The organism is Serratia ureilytica, assembly GCF_013375155.1.
Classification (GTDB): domain Bacteria; phylum Pseudomonadota; class Gammaproteobacteria; order Enterobacterales; family Enterobacteriaceae; genus Serratia; species Serratia ureilytica.
Genome location: NZ_JABXOF010000004.1, coordinates 268839 through 284531 on the forward strand (window position 1 = coordinate 268839; position 15693 = coordinate 284531).

General features: G+C 60.1%; 14 protein-coding genes and 1 tRNA gene. 8 read left to right on the plus strand and 7 right to left on the minus strand.

Annotated elements, in window-relative coordinates:
• Nucleotides 1-34: 34 nt before the first annotated feature.
• A complete protein-coding gene (locus HWW83_RS10135) occupies nt 35-265 on the plus strand; it encodes a DNA-binding transcriptional regulator (RefSeq protein ID WP_071998163.1) in 231 nt (76 codons plus the stop codon).
• Nucleotides 266-423: 158 nt separating this feature from the next.
• On the opposite strand, the gene HWW83_RS10140 is transcribed toward HWW83_RS10135, so the two are convergent.
• Nucleotides 424-499, minus strand: a tRNA-Ile gene (locus HWW83_RS10140).
• A gap of 146 nt (nt 500-645) precedes the next feature.
• On the opposite strand from HWW83_RS10140, the gene mug reads away from it, so the two are divergent.
• Together mug and HWW83_RS10150 are read left to right on the plus strand one after the other, a co-directional pair.
• Complete coding sequence (gene mug / locus HWW83_RS10145; RefSeq protein WP_129993429.1) at nt 646-1134, plus strand: G/U mismatch-specific DNA glycosylase; 489 nt, start codon at nt 646-648, stop codon at nt 1132-1134.
• A 16-nt stretch (nt 1135-1150) separates the two neighbouring features.
• Complete coding sequence (locus tag HWW83_RS10150; protein ID WP_103101385.1) at nt 1151-1603, plus strand: nuclear transport factor 2 family protein; 453 nt, start codon at nt 1151-1153, stop codon at nt 1601-1603.
• A gap of 55 nt (nt 1604-1658) precedes the next feature.
• Here the strand turns inward: HWW83_RS10150 and rpoD are convergent, their stop codons facing one another.
• From rpoD to rpsU, 3 genes are all read right to left on the minus strand, one after another.
• On the minus strand, nt 1659-3500 hold the full coding sequence (gene rpoD / locus HWW83_RS10155; RefSeq protein ID WP_025304326.1) for an RNA polymerase sigma factor RpoD: 1842 nt from the start codon (nt 3498-3500) through the stop codon (nt 1659-1661).
• 157 nt (nt 3501-3657) lie between these two features.
• Nucleotides 3658-5406 (minus strand): DNA primase, encoded by a 1749-nt coding sequence (gene dnaG / locus HWW83_RS10160; protein ID WP_025304325.1) that lies wholly within the window; start codon nt 5404-5406, stop codon nt 3658-3660.
• 136 nt (nt 5407-5542) lie between these two features.
• On the minus strand, nt 5543-5758 hold the full coding sequence (rpsU, locus tag HWW83_RS10165; RefSeq protein WP_001144069.1) for a 30S ribosomal protein S21: 216 nt from the start codon (nt 5756-5758) through the stop codon (nt 5543-5545).
• 325 nt (nt 5759-6083) lie between these two features.
• Here rpsU and tsaD point away from each other — a divergent pair, with 325 nt between their 5' ends.
• Nucleotides 6084-7097 carry a tRNA (adenosine(37)-N6)-threonylcarbamoyltransferase complex transferase subunit TsaD gene (tsaD, locus tag HWW83_RS10170; RefSeq protein ID WP_004937199.1) on the plus strand — a complete coding sequence of 338 codons (1014 nt, stop codon included), beginning with the start codon at nt 6084-6086 and terminating at the stop codon, nt 7095-7097.
• Between the two features lie 30 nt (nt 7098-7127).
• Here the strand turns inward: tsaD and plsY are convergent, their stop codons facing one another.
• Nucleotides 7128-7772: a glycerol-3-phosphate 1-O-acyltransferase PlsY gene (plsY, locus tag HWW83_RS10175; RefSeq protein ID WP_033644590.1), complete on the minus strand. Its 645-nt coding sequence runs from the start codon at nt 7770-7772 to the stop codon at nt 7128-7130.
• A 107-nt stretch (nt 7773-7879) separates the two neighbouring features.
• Between plsY and folB the strand changes: the two genes are divergently transcribed.
• Together folB and bacA are read left to right on the plus strand one after the other, a co-directional pair.
• Complete coding sequence (folB, locus tag HWW83_RS10180; RefSeq protein WP_015379095.1) at nt 7880-8239, plus strand: bifunctional dihydroneopterin aldolase/7,8-dihydroneopterin epimerase; 360 nt, start codon at nt 7880-7882, stop codon at nt 8237-8239.
• Nucleotides 8240-8371: 132 nt separating this feature from the next.
• Entirely contained in the window at nt 8372-9196 is an 825-nt protein-coding gene (gene bacA / locus HWW83_RS10185) for an undecaprenyl-diphosphate phosphatase (protein WP_033644592.1), read from the plus strand.
• A gap of 40 nt (nt 9197-9236) precedes the next feature.
• Here the strand turns inward: bacA and HWW83_RS10190 are convergent, their stop codons facing one another.
• Complete coding sequence (locus tag HWW83_RS10190) at nt 9237-10481, minus strand: multifunctional CCA addition/repair protein (RefSeq protein ID WP_033644593.1); 1245 nt, start codon at nt 10479-10481, stop codon at nt 9237-9239.
• Nucleotides 10482-10603: 122 nt separating this feature from the next.
• Entirely contained in the window at nt 10604-11224 is a 621-nt protein-coding gene (locus tag HWW83_RS10195) for a TIGR04211 family SH3 domain-containing protein (RefSeq protein WP_033644594.1), read from the minus strand.
• Between the two features lie 277 nt (nt 11225-11501).
• Here HWW83_RS10195 and HWW83_RS10200 point away from each other — a divergent pair, with 277 nt between their 5' ends.
• Nucleotides 11502-12809, plus strand: a complete 1308-nt coding sequence (locus tag HWW83_RS10200; protein ID WP_047573618.1) for a CYTH domain-containing protein — start codon at nt 11502-11504, stop codon at nt 12807-12809.
• A 45-nt stretch (nt 12810-12854) separates the two neighbouring features.
• On the plus strand, nt 12855-15692 hold the full coding sequence (gene glnE, locus HWW83_RS10205) for a bifunctional [glutamate--ammonia ligase]-adenylyl-L-tyrosine phosphorylase/[glutamate--ammonia-ligase] adenylyltransferase (protein ID WP_033644596.1): 2838 nt from the start codon (nt 12855-12857) through the stop codon (nt 15690-15692).
• The last annotated feature ends 1 nt before the right edge of the window (nt 15693 follow it).

Here is a 15693-nt window from a genome sequence, read left to right on the forward strand (position 1 = left end):
CGGCGGCAACAGTGTTAGTGACGAGGAATTAATCATGTTTCATTGCCCGTTATGCAGAACAGCGGCACATGCCCGCACTAGTCGTTACCTGAGCCAACACACGAAAGAGCGTTATCATCAGTGCCAAAATATTAACTGCGGTCACACGTTTAAAACGATGGAAACCTATGATAGCGCGATCATGACGCCGGGACAGGTAGATGCAGTGCCGCCGCATCCGGTCGGTGCCAGTGTGGCAGGACAGCAACAGGTTATGTGGATGTAATCAGCCCATAGAAAAATAGCCCGCTTAGTGCGGGCTTTTTTATGCCTAAAGCAAAGCGGCGGTAAAAACTCATCGCCATTTCATCGCCACTGTGATTTTTGATAATAAAAAAGCCACCGCAAGAGGTGGCCTAATTATATGATTTTAAAGCTAAAATTTGGTGGCCCCTGTTGGGTTTGAACCAACGACCAAGCGATTATGAGTCGCCTGCTCTAACCACTGAGCTAAGGGGCCAAGCCGCGAGATTATAGGGAATCCTTAAGCATCGGTCTACTGTTACCCGCCCGTATGTTGCTTTTCTGCACAGTTCTAGCCTGTTGTAATTGCTGGCGGATTTTGCGATAACCGCAGTAAATCCCTGCAATGGACTCACGATACTCATGGAACTTCTGGCGCCTGGCCTGCGGGTGGTGTTTTGCGGCATCAACCCCGGCCTTTCTTCCGCCCATCAGGGCTACCCTTTCGCCAACGGCAGCAACCGCTTCTGGAAGGTGATCCATCAGGCCGGCTTTACCGAGAGCCAGTTGGCACCGGAGCAGTGGCAGCAGCTGAAGGATAACGGCTGCGGCATTACCGCGCTGGTGGCGCGCCCGACGGTGGCGGCCAGCGAGCTGTCGCGCGACGAGTTGCGCAGCGGCGGTGAGGCGCTGCAAGAGAAGATCCTGCGCTACCAGCCGCGCGCGCTGGCGATTTTAGGCAAGCAGGCGTTCGCCACCGCCTTCGGGGTGAAAAACGCGCCCTGGGGCAAGCAGGCGATGATGCTGGGGCAAACCGAGGTGTGGGTATTGCCCAACCCCAGCGGATTGAACCGCGCCACGTTGGAGCAGCTTACCGCCAGCTATCGCGAGCTGTTCCTGGCGCTGCAATGACATAAGGGAGTATGCGATGACATCGATAATGAAAGGCTGTGTGATGGTGCTGTTATTGGTGACCGGCGCTGCACAGGCGGGGCATTCACCACAGGAAGCGCGCAACAAGCAGAACGTGCTGGAGTTTTATCGGCAGGGGCTGAACAACAAGGATTTTGCGGCGGCGCGGCCGTTTTTGGGGGAACAGTACAAGCAGCATAACCCCAACGCCATGGACGGCGTGGCGGGTTTTCGTCAATTTGTCGAGCTGCTGAAAACGCGTTACCCCAACTCGCACAGTGAGGTAAAACAGGCGTTCGTCGACGGTGACTATGTGATTTTGCATGTGGAAGTCAGCGGGCGCGAGGCCGGCAAGACAGCGGCGATCGTCGATATCTTCCGTCTCGACGGCGCCGGAAAAATCGTTGAGCACTGGGACGTGACGCAGCCGGTGCCGGAGAAGACCGCCAGCGGCAACAGCATGTTCTGAGGCATAAAAAAACCCCGGCAGGCCGGGGTTTTTGTTTTGAGTGCAACCGCCGGACTTAGTCGTCCAGGAAGCTGCGCAGCACTTCGGAGCGGCTTGGGTGACGCAGCTTGCGCAGCGCCTTGGCTTCGATCTGACGAATACGCTCACGGGTAACGTCAAACTGCTTGCCAACCTCTTCCAGCGTGTGGTCGGTGTTCATGTCGATGCCGAAACGCATGCGCAGCACTTTCGCTTCGCGCGCGGTCAGGCCGGCCAGCACGTCGTGGGTGGCGGAACGCAGGCTTTCCGAGGTCGCGGAATCCAGAGGCAGCTCGAGGGTGGTATCCTCGATGAAGTCGCCCAGATGCGAATCTTCGTCGTCGCCGATCGGCGTTTCCATCGAGATTGGCTCTTTGGCGATCTTCAGCACTTTGCGGATCTTGTCTTCCGGCATCAGCATGCGCTCGGCCAGCTCTTCCGGCGTCGGCTCGCGGCCCATCTCTTGCAGCATCTGGCGCGAAATACGGTTGAGCTTGTTGATGGTCTCAATCATATGCACCGGGATACGGATGGTGCGCGCCTGGTCGGCGATGGAGCGGGTGATAGCCTGACGGATCCACCAGGTGGCGTACGTCGAGAACTTGTAGCCGCGGCGGTATTCGAACTTGTCTACCGCTTTCATCAGGCCGATGTTGCCTTCCTGGATCAGATCCAGGAACTGCAGGCCGCGGTTGGTGTATTTCTTGGCGATGGAAATAACCAGACGCAGGTTGGCCTCAACCATCTCTTTCTTCGCGCGGCGGGCTTTCGCTTCACCGATCGACATGCGACGGTTGATGTCTTTGACCTGCTCGATGGTCAGGCCGGTTTCTTCTTCGATCTGACGCAGTTTCTGCAGGCTGCGCTGCACGTCTTCAGCAACGTCTTTCAGCTTTTCCGACCATGGCTTGGCCATCGCCAGTGCGGCTTCGAACCAGGAGTCGCTGGTTTCGTTGCCGGCGAACAGGGTGACGAAGTTTTTCTTCGGCATTTTGCACTGTTCAACGCACAGCTTCATGATGATGCGTTCCTGGGTGCGAACGCGATCCATCATGGTGCGCATGCTGTTGACCAGGAAGTCGAACTGTTTCGGCACCAGGCGGAACTGCTTGAACACTTCAGACAGCTTCAGGATCTCGTCCGCGGCGCTGGCATGGCTGCGGCCGTTCTTTTTGATCACCAGACGCGTCGCTTCATACTGATCGCGCAGTTCGGCGAACTTCTGACGCGCCAGCTCAGGATCGATGCTGTTGTCGTCTTCGGTGTCGTCGTCTTCGGCATCCTCATCTTCTTCGTCGTCGTCTTGCTCTTCGCTCGACAGTTCGGAACCGATGTGGGTCGCGGTTGGGGCGATGTCCTCTTCCGCGTTAGGATCGACGAAGCCGGTGATCAGATCGGACAGGCGCGCTTCGCCCGCTTCGACGCGATCGTACTGCTCAAGCAGATAGGTAATGGCTTCCGGGTATTCGGCAACCGAGCACTGCACCTGGTTGATGCCGTCTTCGATGCGCTTGGCGATGTCGATTTCGCCTTCGCGCGTCAGCAGTTCGACGGTACCCATTTCGCGCATGTACATGCGCACCGGGTCGGTGGTGCGGCCGATTTCGGATTCCACGCTGGACAGAACCTGTGCGGCGGCTTCTTCCGCATCTTCGTCCGTGCTGTTCGAGTTTTCGGCGAGCAGCAGGTCATCGGCGTCCGGTGCTTCTTCCATCACCTGGATGCCCATGTCGTTAATCATCTGGATGATGTCTTCGATCTGATCGGAGTCGACGATATCTTCCGGCAGATGGTCATTGACCTCAGCATAGGTCAGATAGCCTTGCTCCTTACCACGGGTGACAAGTAGCTTCAGCTGTGACTGCGGGTTTTGCTCCATAAGACGGTATCCACACTTCAGAGTATTTAGGTTGGTGTCGGTCGGCGAAACCGCCAACAATAGCATTTGGGGCGTTTTCGTTATCGCCGCGGCCCACTATGGCGGCACTGTGCAGGGCTCTGCCCTCGCAATTATCGGCACTTAAGCCGTTTGGTATTCAGTTTTTCTTCGCTAAAACCTGGTTGAGGGAACGGACTTCTTCACGTTCCTCCGGGCTCAGGCCGCGCGTTCTGGCCTGCGCGATCAGCGTTTCCAGCCGTTGCTCGAGCACCGAGTCGTACAGGCTGGCCAACGTATCCAAAAAGGTCTGTTCGACCATGTCCTCAACGATCATATGGTTCCAGGTCGCCAAGGTTTCAAGCTGCTGGCTGAATTTGTTGTCGCGATACAGCTCAAGCAATTGCCCGGTTGTCAGGCCCGGCTGCGCCAAACAGGTCTGCACCAGTTCGACGAACAGCGGCAATCCCGCCTGTTTGGTCTGCTCCAACCCTTCCAGCGAAGGGATAAGTGTAGCCAACTGCGGATTTTGCACCAGTAACCCTATCAGTATACGCATGGTTGTGCGTTTTAGCTGGGGCGCCTGATAAGGATTCGCATTTTCAGCCTGCTTGGGCATCAGCTTGTCGAGCTGGCTGTCGTCCAGCAGCCCCAGCTTGTTGCCGAGCTCCTGACGCAGGTACAAGCGCAACGTTTCGCCCGGCACCTGAGTAATCAGCGGCAGCGCCAGCGTGCTCAGCTTGGCGCGCCCGTCCGGGCTGCTCAAATCCACCTGCGGCAGCAGGCTTTCGAACAGGAAAGTGGACAGCGGCTGCGCCTGCTCCATTCGCTGCTCGAAGGCTTCTTTGCCTTCCTTGCGCACCAGGGTGTCCGGGTCTTCGCCATCGGGTAAAAACATGAACCGCAGCTGGCGCCCGTCGTTCAGGTACGGCAGCGCGGTTTCCAGCGCCCGCCAGGCCGCTTCGCGGCCGGCGCGGTCGCCGTCGTAACAGCAGACGACGTTGTCGGTGGCGCGGAACAGCAGCTGAATGTGTTCAGCCGTCGTCGAGGTTCCGAGCGAGGCGACGGCATAATCGATGCCGAATTGCGCCAACGCCACCACGTCCATATACCCTTCCACCACCAGCAGCCGCTGCAGGGTAGGGTGATTCTGCTGTGCTTCATACAGGCCGTACAGCTGGCGGCCCTTATGGAAAACTTCGGTTTCCGGCGAGTTCAGGTACTTGGGCATGCCGTCGCCCAGCACGCGGCCGCCGAAGGCGATGACGCGCCCGCGCTTGTCGCGGATGGGGAACATCACCCGTTCGCGGAAACGGTCGTACGAACGCCCCTGATCGTTAGTCACCAGCATGCCGGCATCGTTCAATGCGCGGCGCGAGTCGGCGTCGCGGCCGAAACGCTTCAGGGCGTTGTCCCATCCCGCCGGCGCGAAGCCGATGGCGAAATGGCGAATAACGTCGTCACTTAATCCGCGCTGCTGCAAATAGCTGCGCGCCGGCGCCCCGGAGGACTGCTGCAGTGACTGTTGATAGAACGCGCTGAGCTGTTCCATCAGTTGGTATAGGCTCTGGCGCTGATGGCGTTCGATCTGGGTCGGCCCGGTGCCCGCTTCGTAAGGCACTTCCAACCCGTGCATGGTCGCCAGCTCTTCGATGGTTTCGACAAACTCGAGTCGGTCGTAATTCATCAAAAAGTCGACGGCGTTGCCGTGCGCACCACATCCAAAACAGTGATAAAACTGCTTTTCGCCATTAACGGTAAATGAAGGCGTCTTTTCGTGGTGGAACGGACAGCACGCGTGGTAGTTCTTGCCTTGCTTCTTGAGCTTCACGCGGGCGTCGATCAAATCGACGATGTCGGTGCGAGCCAGCAAGTCATTGATAAATACGCGCGGAATTCGTCCAGCCATAAGCCCTTACTTCATTAGCCTATAAACGAGAACAAGCCGCGCATTCCTTTCGGAAAGCACGGCCTTCGTATGCAACTACTCGGTCTGCGCGATTTTGAAAATCAGAAATTCACGCGGTGGGGTTGCCCCCGAAGAATTAATACAGACGAGTGCGGCGTGCGTTTTCGCGAGCCAGTTTCTTCGCGTGACGTTTCACAGCAGAAGCTTTAGCGCGTTTACGTTCGGTAGTTGGTTTTTCATAAAACTCACGACGACGAACTTCAGCTAAAACACCCGCTTTTTCGCAAGAGCGTTTGAAACGACGCAGAGCAACGTCAAATGGCTCGTTTTCACGTACTTTAATTACCGGCATGTGCCTCTCACCTCAATAAAATTCGGTTTGTTGCTGGCCAAGCGCCAGCCTTTTCAAAATGGTGCGGAATTTTACTCCAATGGATGCTGCTTTGTAAAGCATCACAGCAAATTGAAACCCGCGTCGCTCTGCCGCAACGTGCGCAATTTTGCACCGGGCGCTGATTATAGACTAATCAGAAAAAAATGCTCGTGTTTAATCGCTCGGGCATTTTCTGGATGAATCATCGACATAGGCGCAAGCCGGTGACAAGATGCGCCGCATCGGCGGTAAATGCGGCGGAATGTGGTAGACTGGCGGCCGCACGTGAATGATGGGAAATGTAATGCGAGTACTGGGTATAGAAACGTCCTGCGATGAAACCGGAATTGCAGTGTATGACGATCAAACCGGTTTGTTGGCCAACCAATTATACAGCCAGGTGAAGCTGCACGCCGACTACGGCGGCGTGGTGCCGGAACTGGCCTCCCGCGATCACGTGCGCAAAACCGTGCCGCTGATTCAGGCGGCGCTGAAAGAGGCCAACCTGACCCCGGCCGATATCGACGGCGTGGCTTATACCGCCGGGCCGGGCCTGGTAGGCGCGCTGCTGGTCGGCGCTACCGTCGGGCGCGCGCTGGCGTTCGCCTGGAACGTGCCGGCGGTGCCGGTGCACCACATGGAAGGCCACCTGCTGGCGCCGATGCTGGAAGATAACCCGCCGGCGTTCCCGTTCGTCGCGCTGCTGGTCTCCGGCGGCCACACTCAGCTGATCAGCGTCACCGGCATCGGTGAATATGAACTGCTGGGCGAGTCGATCGACGATGCCGCCGGCGAAGCGTTCGACAAAACCGCCAAGCTGCTCGGCCTGGATTATCCCGGCGGGCCGATGCTGTCGAAGATGGCGCAGCAGGGTACGGCGGGGCGTTTCACCTTCCCGCGGCCGATGACCGACCGTCCGGGACTGGACTTCAGTTTCTCCGGGCTGAAAACCTTTGCCGCCAACACCATTCGCTCCAACGGCAACGACGATCAGACGCGTGCCGACATCGCCCGCGCCTTCGAGGATGCGGTGGTGGATACGCTGGCGATAAAATGCAAACGCGCGCTGGAGCAGACCGGCTTCAAACGCCTGGTGATGGCCGGCGGCGTGAGCGCCAACCGCACGCTGCGCGCCAAACTGGCGGAGATGATGCAGAAACGCGGCGGGGAAGTGTTCTATGCCCGCCCGGAATTTTGCACCGACAACGGCGCGATGATCGCCTATGCCGGCATGGTGCGGCTGAAGAGCGGCGCCAACCCGGAGCTGAGCGTGTCGGTGCGGCCGCGCTGGCCGCTGGCGGAACTGCCTGCGGTATAAAACAAAGGGCCGGATTATCCGGCCCTTACGTTATTCGTCTTTCGGCTGGTCGCCGTTATCCTCATCCGCGTCGTTTTTCTTCTTGCGGAACTTGCCCCAAATCTTGCCTTCTTGGCCGCGCCACAGGCGCTGAATATTGTCGTGATGCCGCATCAGGATCAGGCAGGAGAGCATCGCCACCGGGAAGGTGAACTGCGGTTTGAACCACCAGACGTAGAACGGGGCGATCAGCGCGCTGACGATGGCGCCGAGCGAAGAGTAGCCGCTGAGCAACACCGTCAGCAGCCAGGTGCCGGTCATCAGGCCGGTCAGATCCCAGCCGATAGGCGCGATGGCGCCAAACGCCGTCGCCACGCCTTTACCGCCGCGGAAGTGGAAGAACACCGGATAGATGTGCCCAAGACAGGCGGCGATCGCCGTCAGGCCCAGATACAGCGGCGGCACATTGAGTTTGTAGGCCAGCCAGACCGGCAACATCCCTTTCAGAATATCGAACACCAGCACCGCCGCCGCCGCCAGCCGGCCGCCGATGCGCAGGACGTTGGTCGCCCCGGGGTTTCCTGAGCCATGTTCACGCGGGTCCGGCAGCCTGGCGATCCGGCAAACCAGGATCGCGCTCGAAATCGAGCCGCACAGATACGCGAAGATAATCATGCCAAGCGCGGTAGCACTCATAACGCGGTTCCGTTTAATAATGGTCGTTTTACTCGCAACATCTATGGATAATACGCACATTCCGCTGGAAGTGGTATCCGGCAAGGCCAAAAACAGAGAATGACGTGATGGATATCGTATTTATTGAAGAGCTTACCGTAATTACCACCATTGGCGTTTATGAGTGGGAACAGGGCATTCGTCAGAAGCTGGTGTTCGATATCGAAATGGGCTGGGATAACCGGCCGGCCGCCGCCAGCGACGACGTAAATGACTGTCTGAGCTATGCCGACGTCAGCGATGCCGTGATCCAACACGTGGAGTCGAACCGGTTCGCGCTGGTGGAGCGCGTGGCGGAGGAAATATCTGAAATTTTGCTCCAGCGCTTCAATTCCCCCTGGGTCCGTATTAAGGTCAGCAAACCGGGCGCTGTAGCACATGCCAATCGGGTCGGCGTGATCATTGAGCGCGGCACCCGTCCCGCATGATTTTATGTCATCTGCTTGCAACGAAAGACCGTTAACCTGGTCTTAATCCTGAGAATTGTTTTAGCGGCATTGTCTTTAAGCATTGCCGCTTTTTTATGTGATAGCCGTTATTTTATGGGGTGAGCGAAGCACATGGCAGACATGCATTCACTGTTTATTGCGTTTGTTCTTGGGGTTGTCGAGGGATTAACCGAATTTTTGCCGGTGTCTTCCACCGGGCATATGATCATCGTCGGCGAGTGGCTGGGCTTTACCGGCGACAAAGCCAAAACCTTTGAAGTCATTATCCAGCTGGGGTCGATCCTGGCCGTCGTCGTGATGTTCTGGCGCCGGTTGTTCGGTCTGATCGGCATCCATTTCGGCGGCAAGCCGGTGGAGCACGAAGGCAAAACCAGCGGCCAGCTGAAGCTGGGGCACATCCTGCTGGCGATGATCCCGGCGGTGGTGCTGGGGCTGGCCTTCCATGATTTCATCAAGTCGCTGTTTGCGCCGAAAAACGTGATGTACGCGTTGGTGGTCGGCGGCCTGCTGCTGCTGGCGGCGGAATGGCTGAAGCCGAAGAAGCCTAGCGCGGAAGGGTTGGATGACATCACTTACCGTCAGGCGTTCATGATCGGTTGCTTCCAGTGTCTGGCGCTGTGGCCGGGCTTCTCCCGTTCGGGTTCCACTATCGCCGGCGGCATGCTGGTGGGCGTGAACCGCTATGCGGCGTCCGAGTTCTCCTTCATTCTGGCTGTGCCGATGATGATTGGCGCCAGCGGCCTGGATCTGTATAAGAGCCTGCACTTCCTGACCTGGGGCGACCTGCCGATGTTCGCCGTCGGTTTCGTCACCGCCTTCGTGGTGGCGCTGGTTGCGATCAAGACCTTCCTGTCGCTGATCAAACGCATCTCGTTCGTGCCGTTCGCTATCTACCGCTTTATCGTGGCGGCCGTGGTTTACATGGTGTTCCTGTAAGCCTTCACGCCAAGAAAAAACCCCGCTCCGCGGGGTTTTTTTATGCCTGATCGTTGATGATGGTTTGGGTGAGCTTCCACTCGGCCAGCGCCTGCTGGCGGCGGCGTTTGAGCTCGTCGCGGATCGCGGTGCCCTGCAGCCCGCTGGCCACCACCTCTTTAATCGATACCGCGTTCGCCACCTGATACGCCTGGCGCAGATAGTCGCCCTGTGGATAGGGATTCTCCTCAAAGCCGGTACGGCCGCGCGCGTCCGCCTCGCTGGTCAGGATCATCTGCTCCAGCCGGTGCGGCTTGCGCCAGACGTCGATGGCGTCGAACAGCTTCAATAGGGTCTCCGGCCGCAGCTTGTTCACGGTGTGGATCAGATCATGGTACTCGGCCACCAGCTTGCTCAGATCGCGCACCGGGTTAGGCACCCGCAGCCGCTGGCACAGCGCCTCAACCAGCCGCACGCCGGCCGGGCCGTGGCCGTGGTGATGCGGCCAGAACTCTTTTGGCGTCAATCCCTTGCCGAGGTCATGGCACAGGGTGGCGAAGCGCACGTCCACCTCCGGCGTGAGGCGGGCGGCGATCGCCAACGCCATCAGCGTGTGCACGCCGGTGTCGATCTCCGGGTGCCACTTGGCGGGAGCCGGCACGCCGAACAGCGCGTCGATTTCCGGGAACAGCACCGCCAGCGCATCGCAGTCGCGCAGCACCTGAAAATAGACCTGCGGGCTCTGGCTTTGCAGCGCCTTTTCCGTTTCTTTCCAGACGCGTTCGGCGGTCAGCGCGGCCAGTTCACCGCTGTGCGCCATCCGGCGCATCAGGGCGAGCGTTTCGTCGGCGATGCGAAAACCCAGATGGGCGAAGCGGGCGGTGAAGCGCGCCACGCGCAGTACGCGCAGCGGATCTTCGCCGAAGGCGTCGGAAACGTGGCGCAGCACGCGCGCCTGCAGATCGGCCACGCCGCCGTAAGGATCAATCAGCTCCCCCTCGGCGGAACGGGCGATGGCGTTGATGGTCAGATCGCGCCGCAGCAGATCCTCCTCCAGCGTGACGTCCGGCGCGGCATAGCAGGTAAAACCGGTGTATCCCTGGCCGGATTTGCGCTCGGTGCGCGCCAGCGCGTACTCCTCGTGGGTGTCGGGATTGAGGAATACCGGAAAGTCTTTGCCGACCTGCTGGTAGCCCAATGCCAGCAGCTCGGCCGGCGTGGCGCCCACCACCACCCAATCATGATCGACCACCGGAATGTCGAGCAGGCTGTCGCGAACGGCGCCGCCGACCAGATAAATCTGCACTGTTGACTCCTGAATATCGTGTAAGGCTCTGTCTATCAGATTACATGAATTGGCCGCGGGATGTCGGCGCCAATAAAAAGGGCGCCCGCAGGCGCCCATACTCAAACTGAACGATACTGAGATCAGTTCATCCAGCGATTGTTGTTCTTGCGGCGCGGGATCAGGTGCGGCAACAGCAGGCCCAGCAGCAAGCCGACGCCGGCGACGCCGCCGCCGTACATGAACCACTGCAGAATAATGGTGCGCTGTTTGTCGTCGAGCTGCAGGTTAACGGCGTTAACCTTCTTCTGCGCGACCACCAGCTGGTTTTTCAGATCCTGGTTTTCCTTCTGCAGGCTGCTGATGGTGCTGTCGCTGCCCGCGACTTTTTCCTGCATTTCCGCCGTGCGCTGGTTCCAGGTGTTATCGATGTTGGCCAGCTTGTCGGTCAGGGTTTTCACCTGCTGTTCCAGCTCGGGCACGCGGGTGCGCAGGCTCGGCGTCTGGCTGAGCTGATCGAGTGGGATCCAGGTGGTGCGGCCTTTCGGATCGCGGATCTGGCCGTAGTTGGTGCTGTCGTTGACGCTCAGCAGGGTGACTTCTTCACCGGCGTTCAGAGTGCCGACAATACGGTACTGATTACCTGGGCCGCTATGGACGTAAGTGCTTAACTCATCGGAGATATAGCGTTTATCTTCGGCATGTGCGCCCCAAGTGATGCTGAAGCTCAGCGCGGCAAGGCAAATCAGGCGTAATTTCTGCATTAGTTCATCGTTTCTTGGTGAATTTATGGAACGATAGTAGAGCGTTCAGTCTGACGACGCAACGCCAAAACCGGAATGAGAACTATCTTACTGTGGCTGATTCTGTGAGTTGCGCGGCGTTTTATAACGTAACAGGTTTTTTCTACAGTTAGCAGGGTTAAGGCGCCGGGAATCGCGGTAAGATAACGGCAACTGTGCGTCATTGGGCAGTATGCGGCGGCCGAACGCGCCGCGCTGAAACAGACGTGAATGCATAACTTATTGGTGTTAAAGAATTATGACCGTTGAAATTGAACTGAAATTCATCGCCGCGCCGCAAGCGGTGGCCGCTCTGCCGCAATGGCTTGCCGCCTGGCCGCATCAGCATTCCGCGCCGCAAAAACTGACCAACATTTACTTCGAAACGGCCGATAACTTCCTGCGCAATCACGACATGGGGCTGCGCATTCGCGGTTTCGACGATCGTTATGAGATGACCATCAAAACCGCCGGTAAAGTGGTGGCCGGCCTGCACCAACGTCCGGAATACAACGTCGCTATCGCCGAGCCGCAGCTGGCGCTGGCGCAGTTTCCTGCCGACATCTGGCCACAGGATTGTGATATCGCGGCGCTGCAGCAGGCGTTGCAGCCGCTGTTCCGTACCGACTTTGCGCGTGAAAAGTGGGTGGTCACTTACGGCCAAAGCGAGATCGAGATTGGCTTGGATCAGGGAGAGGTGCGTGCCGGTGACCTCAGCGAAGCCCTGAGCGAGATCGAACTGGAGCTGCTGAAAGGCAACACCGCCGATCTGCTGGCATTGGCCGGCGAGCTGGCGGCCCATGGCGGGCTGCGTCAGGGCAGCCTGAGCAAGGCGGCGCGCGGCTACCACCTGGCGCAGGGCAATCCGCCGCGCGAGGTGCGCCCGCTGCGGGTGCTGAAGCCGGCGGCGAAGGCGACCGTGGAGCAGGGGATGATCGCCGCCTTCGAGCTGGCGCTCAACCATTGGCAGTACCATGAGGAGCTGTGGCTGCGCGGCGATGCGCAGGCGCGCGGGGCGGTCCTCGAAGCGGTCGGCACCATCCGCCAGGCGCTGGTGATCTTCGGCGGCCTGGTGCCGCGCAAGGCCAGCGCCGATCTGCGCGCCCGCCTGACCGAGCTCGAACCGCTGTTGGCGGACAAAGCCGCGCAACCGGAAAGCCTGTGCTACAGCGCGGCCTATCTGCAATGTAAGTTGGCGCTCACATCATGGCTGGTGCGCGGCGCCTGGCGGCCGTTTATCGACGCCAAAGGGCAGGCCAAACTGGACGGTTCTTTCAAACGCTTCAGCGACATCATGCTGGGGCGCAGCGGCGCGGAGCTGAAAGAAGCCTTCAGCCGTACGCTGAACGAAGATGAATATCAGGAACAATTGCCGCGCCTGACGCGTCAGATTTCGGCGCTGGTCCTGCTGTCGGGCGCTTACCCCGACGAGCAGACCGGGCCTTATATCGACGCCTGGCGCGAGCTGCAGGCGGCGCTGAGCGAGCGCCGCCAGGGCTGGTATGAAGCCAGCCGCAAACAGGCCTTATCGCATGCGCCATTCTGGTTAAACGGCGCGCTTCGTTAATCCAGCCGGCCCGCCAGCCGTGGGCCGCAGAACGGGTCATACACTATGTCGCCACTTTCAGCCGCGTTACAGGCTCAGGCACAGCAGGTTGTGCAGCGTTTTCAGGAAGTTCACGGCGCGGACTGCGCCTTTAGCGAGCAAGAGCAGTGGGTGCTGGCGTCGAGCGACTTCGTCAGCGACGCGCTGCTCGCCCAGCCGGCCTGGCTGGCGACGCTGCGCGAACAGCCGCCGGCGCCTGGCGAGTGGCAACACTACGCCGCCTGGTTGCAGGACGAGCTGGAAGAGGTGCGCGACGAAGCGCAACTGATGCGCACGCTGCGTCTGTTTCGCCGCGAAACGCTGGTGCGCATCGCCTGGGCGCAGGCGCAGGGGCTGTGTTCGACCGAAGAAACGTTGCTGCAGCTGAGCGGGCTGGCGGAGACGCTGATCGTCAGCGCGCGCGACTGGCTGTACCAAACCTGTTGCCGCGAGTGGGGCACGCCGTGCAATGCCGACGGCGAACCGCAGCCGCTGCTGGTCCTCGGCATGGGCAAGCTGGGCGGCGGCGAACTGAACTTCTCGTCGGACATCGATCTGATCTTCGCTTACCCGGAAAATGGTCAAACCCAGGGCGGGCGGCGCGAGCTGGATAACGCCCAGTTCTTCACCCGTCTCGGCCAGCGGCTGATCAAGGCGCTGGATCAACAGACCATCGATGGCTTCGTCTATCGCGTGGACATGCGGCTGCGGCCGTTCGGCGACAGCGGCCCGTTGGTGATGAGCTTTGCGGCGCTGGAGGATTACTACCAGGAACAGGGGCGCGACTGGGAACGCTATGCGATGGTGAAGGCGCGCCTGATGGGCGGGGCGGAAGACGCCTACAGCCAGGAGCTGCGTAAAACGCTGCGGCCGTTCGTGTTCCGTCGTTACATTGATTTCAGCGTCATTCAGTCTCTGCGCAACATGAAGGGCATGATCGCCCGTGAAGTGCGGCGGCGCGGCCTGAAGGACAACATCAAGCTGGGCGCCGGCGGCATTCGCGAAATCGAATTCATCACCCAGGTATTCCAGCTGATCCGCGGCGGCCGTGAACCGGCGCTGCAGGGGCGTTCGCTGCTGCCGACGCTGCAGGCGGTGGGCGAGCTGGGGCTGCTGGAAAGCAAGCAGGTGCGGGCGCTGAGCGCCGCCTACCTGTTCCTGCGGCGGCTGGAGAACCTGCTGCAGGCGATCGGCGATCAGCAAACCCAGACGCTGCCGCAGGAGGCGCTCGATCAGGCCCGGTTGGCCTACGGCATGGGGTTGGCGGATTGGCCGGCGCTGATGGCGGCGCTGGACGTGCACATGCAGGCGGTGCGCGCGGTGTTCGACGACCTGATCGGTGACGATAGCCCGGATGTCGGCGAAGATCCCGATTACCAGCACTATCACAGTCTGTGGCAGGACGCGCTGGAGGAGAACGAGCTGGCGCCGCTGACGCCGCACCTGGACGAAGAGGCGCGTCGACAGATGCTGCGCACCATCGCCGATTTTCGTCACGACGTCGACAAGCGCACCATCGGCCCGCGCGGCCGCGACGTGCTCGATCAGCTGATGCCGCGCCTGCTGGCGGAGGTATGCCCGCGCCAGGACGCACCGACCGCGCTGGTGCGGCTGGCGCAGCTGCTGCTGAGCATCGTCACCCGCACTACCTATCTCGAGTTGCTGGTGGAGTACCATGCGGCGCTCAGCCATCTGATCCGCCTGTGCGCCGCGTCGCCGATGGTCGCCAACCAGCTGTCGCGTTACCCGCTGCTGCTGGACGAGCTGCTGGATCCGGCCACGCTGTATCAGCCGGTGGCGCTGGACGCCTACCGCAGCGAGCTGCGGCAGTATCTGCTGCGGGTGCCGGAAGACGACGAAGAGCAAAAGCTGGAGGCGCTGCGTCAGTTCAAACAGGCTCAGCAGCTGCGCATCGCCGCTGCGGATATCGCCGGCGCGCTGCCGGTGATGAAAGTGAGCGATCACCTGACTTATCTGGCTGAGGCGATCATCGACGCGGTGGTGCAACAGGCCTGGAGCGACATGGTGGCGCGCTATGGCCAGCCCACCCATTTGCAGGAGCGGGAGGGGCGCGGCTTTGCGGTGATCGGCTATGGCAAACTGGGCGGCTGGGAGCTGGGGTACAGTTCCGATCTCGATCTGGTGTTCCTGTTGGATTGCCCGCCGGAGGTGATGACCGACGGCGATCGCTGCATCGACGGCCGCCAGTTCTACCTGCGGCTGGCGCAGCGGGTGATGCATCTGTTCAGCACCCGCACGTCCTCGGGCATTCTGTATGAGGTGGACGCGCGCCTGCGGCCTTCCGGCGCCGCGGGGATGCTGGTCAGCACCGTCGAGGCGTTCGCCGACTACCAGCAAAACGAAGCCTGGACCTGGGAGCATCAGGCTCTGGTGCGCGCGCGCATCGTGCACGGCGATCCGGCGCTGCATCAGCAGTTCGACGCGATCCGGCGCGAGATCCTGTGCAAAACGCGCGATGCGCAGACCCTGAAGCGCGAAGTGCGCGAGATGCGCGAAAAGATGCGCAACCATCTCGGCAACAAGCAGCGCGATCTGTTTGATATCAAGGCCGATGAGGGCGGCATTACCGACATCGAATTTATCGCCCAATATCTGGTCTTACGCTATGCGCCGGGTGAACCGCGCCTGACGCGTTGGTCGGACAACGTGCGCATCTTCGAGCTGATGGCCAATTACGACATCATGCCGGATGAAGAGGCGCGCGCGCTGACCCAGGCCTATGTCACCATGCGCGACGAGATCCACCACCTGGCGCTGCAGGAACATTCCGGCAAGGTCGGCAGCGGGCTGTTTGCCGCCGAGCGCGAGCAGGTGCGCGCCAGCTGGGCCAAATGGCTGGATTAAT

Coding starts and splice junctions, on each gene's coding strand:
- HWW83_RS10135 (WP_071998163.1), top strand. CDS start 35: ATGTTTCATTGCCCGTTATGCAGAACAGCGGCACATGCCCGCACTAGT.
- mug (WP_129993429.1), top strand. CDS start 646: ATGGAACTTCTGGCGCCTGGCCTGCGGGTGGTGTTTTGCGGCATCAAC.
- HWW83_RS10150 (WP_103101385.1), top strand. CDS start 1,151: ATGACATCGATAATGAAAGGCTGTGTGATGGTGCTGTTATTGGTGACC.
- rpoD (WP_025304326.1), bottom strand. CDS start 3,500: ATGGAGCAAAACCCGCAGTCACAGCTGAAGCTACTTGTCACCCGTGGT.
- dnaG (WP_025304325.1), bottom strand. CDS start 5,406: ATGGCTGGACGAATTCCGCGCGTATTTATCAATGACTTGCTGGCTCGC.
- rpsU (WP_001144069.1), bottom strand. CDS start 5,758: ATGCCGGTAATTAAAGTACGTGAAAACGAGCCATTTGACGTTGCTCTG.
- tsaD (WP_004937199.1), top strand. CDS start 6,084: ATGCGAGTACTGGGTATAGAAACGTCCTGCGATGAAACCGGAATTGCA.
- plsY (WP_033644590.1), bottom strand. CDS start 7,772: ATGAGTGCTACCGCGCTTGGCATGATTATCTTCGCGTATCTGTGCGGC.
- folB (WP_015379095.1), top strand. CDS start 7,880: ATGGATATCGTATTTATTGAAGAGCTTACCGTAATTACCACCATTGGC.
- bacA (WP_033644592.1), top strand. CDS start 8,372: ATGGCAGACATGCATTCACTGTTTATTGCGTTTGTTCTTGGGGTTGTC.
- HWW83_RS10195 (WP_033644594.1), bottom strand. CDS start 11,224: ATGCAGAAATTACGCCTGATTTGCCTTGCCGCGCTGAGCTTCAGCATC.
- HWW83_RS10200 (WP_047573618.1), top strand. CDS start 11,502: ATGACCGTTGAAATTGAACTGAAATTCATCGCCGCGCCGCAAGCGGTG.
- glnE (WP_033644596.1), top strand. CDS start 12,855: ATGTCGCCACTTTCAGCCGCGTTACAGGCTCAGGCACAGCAGGTTGTG.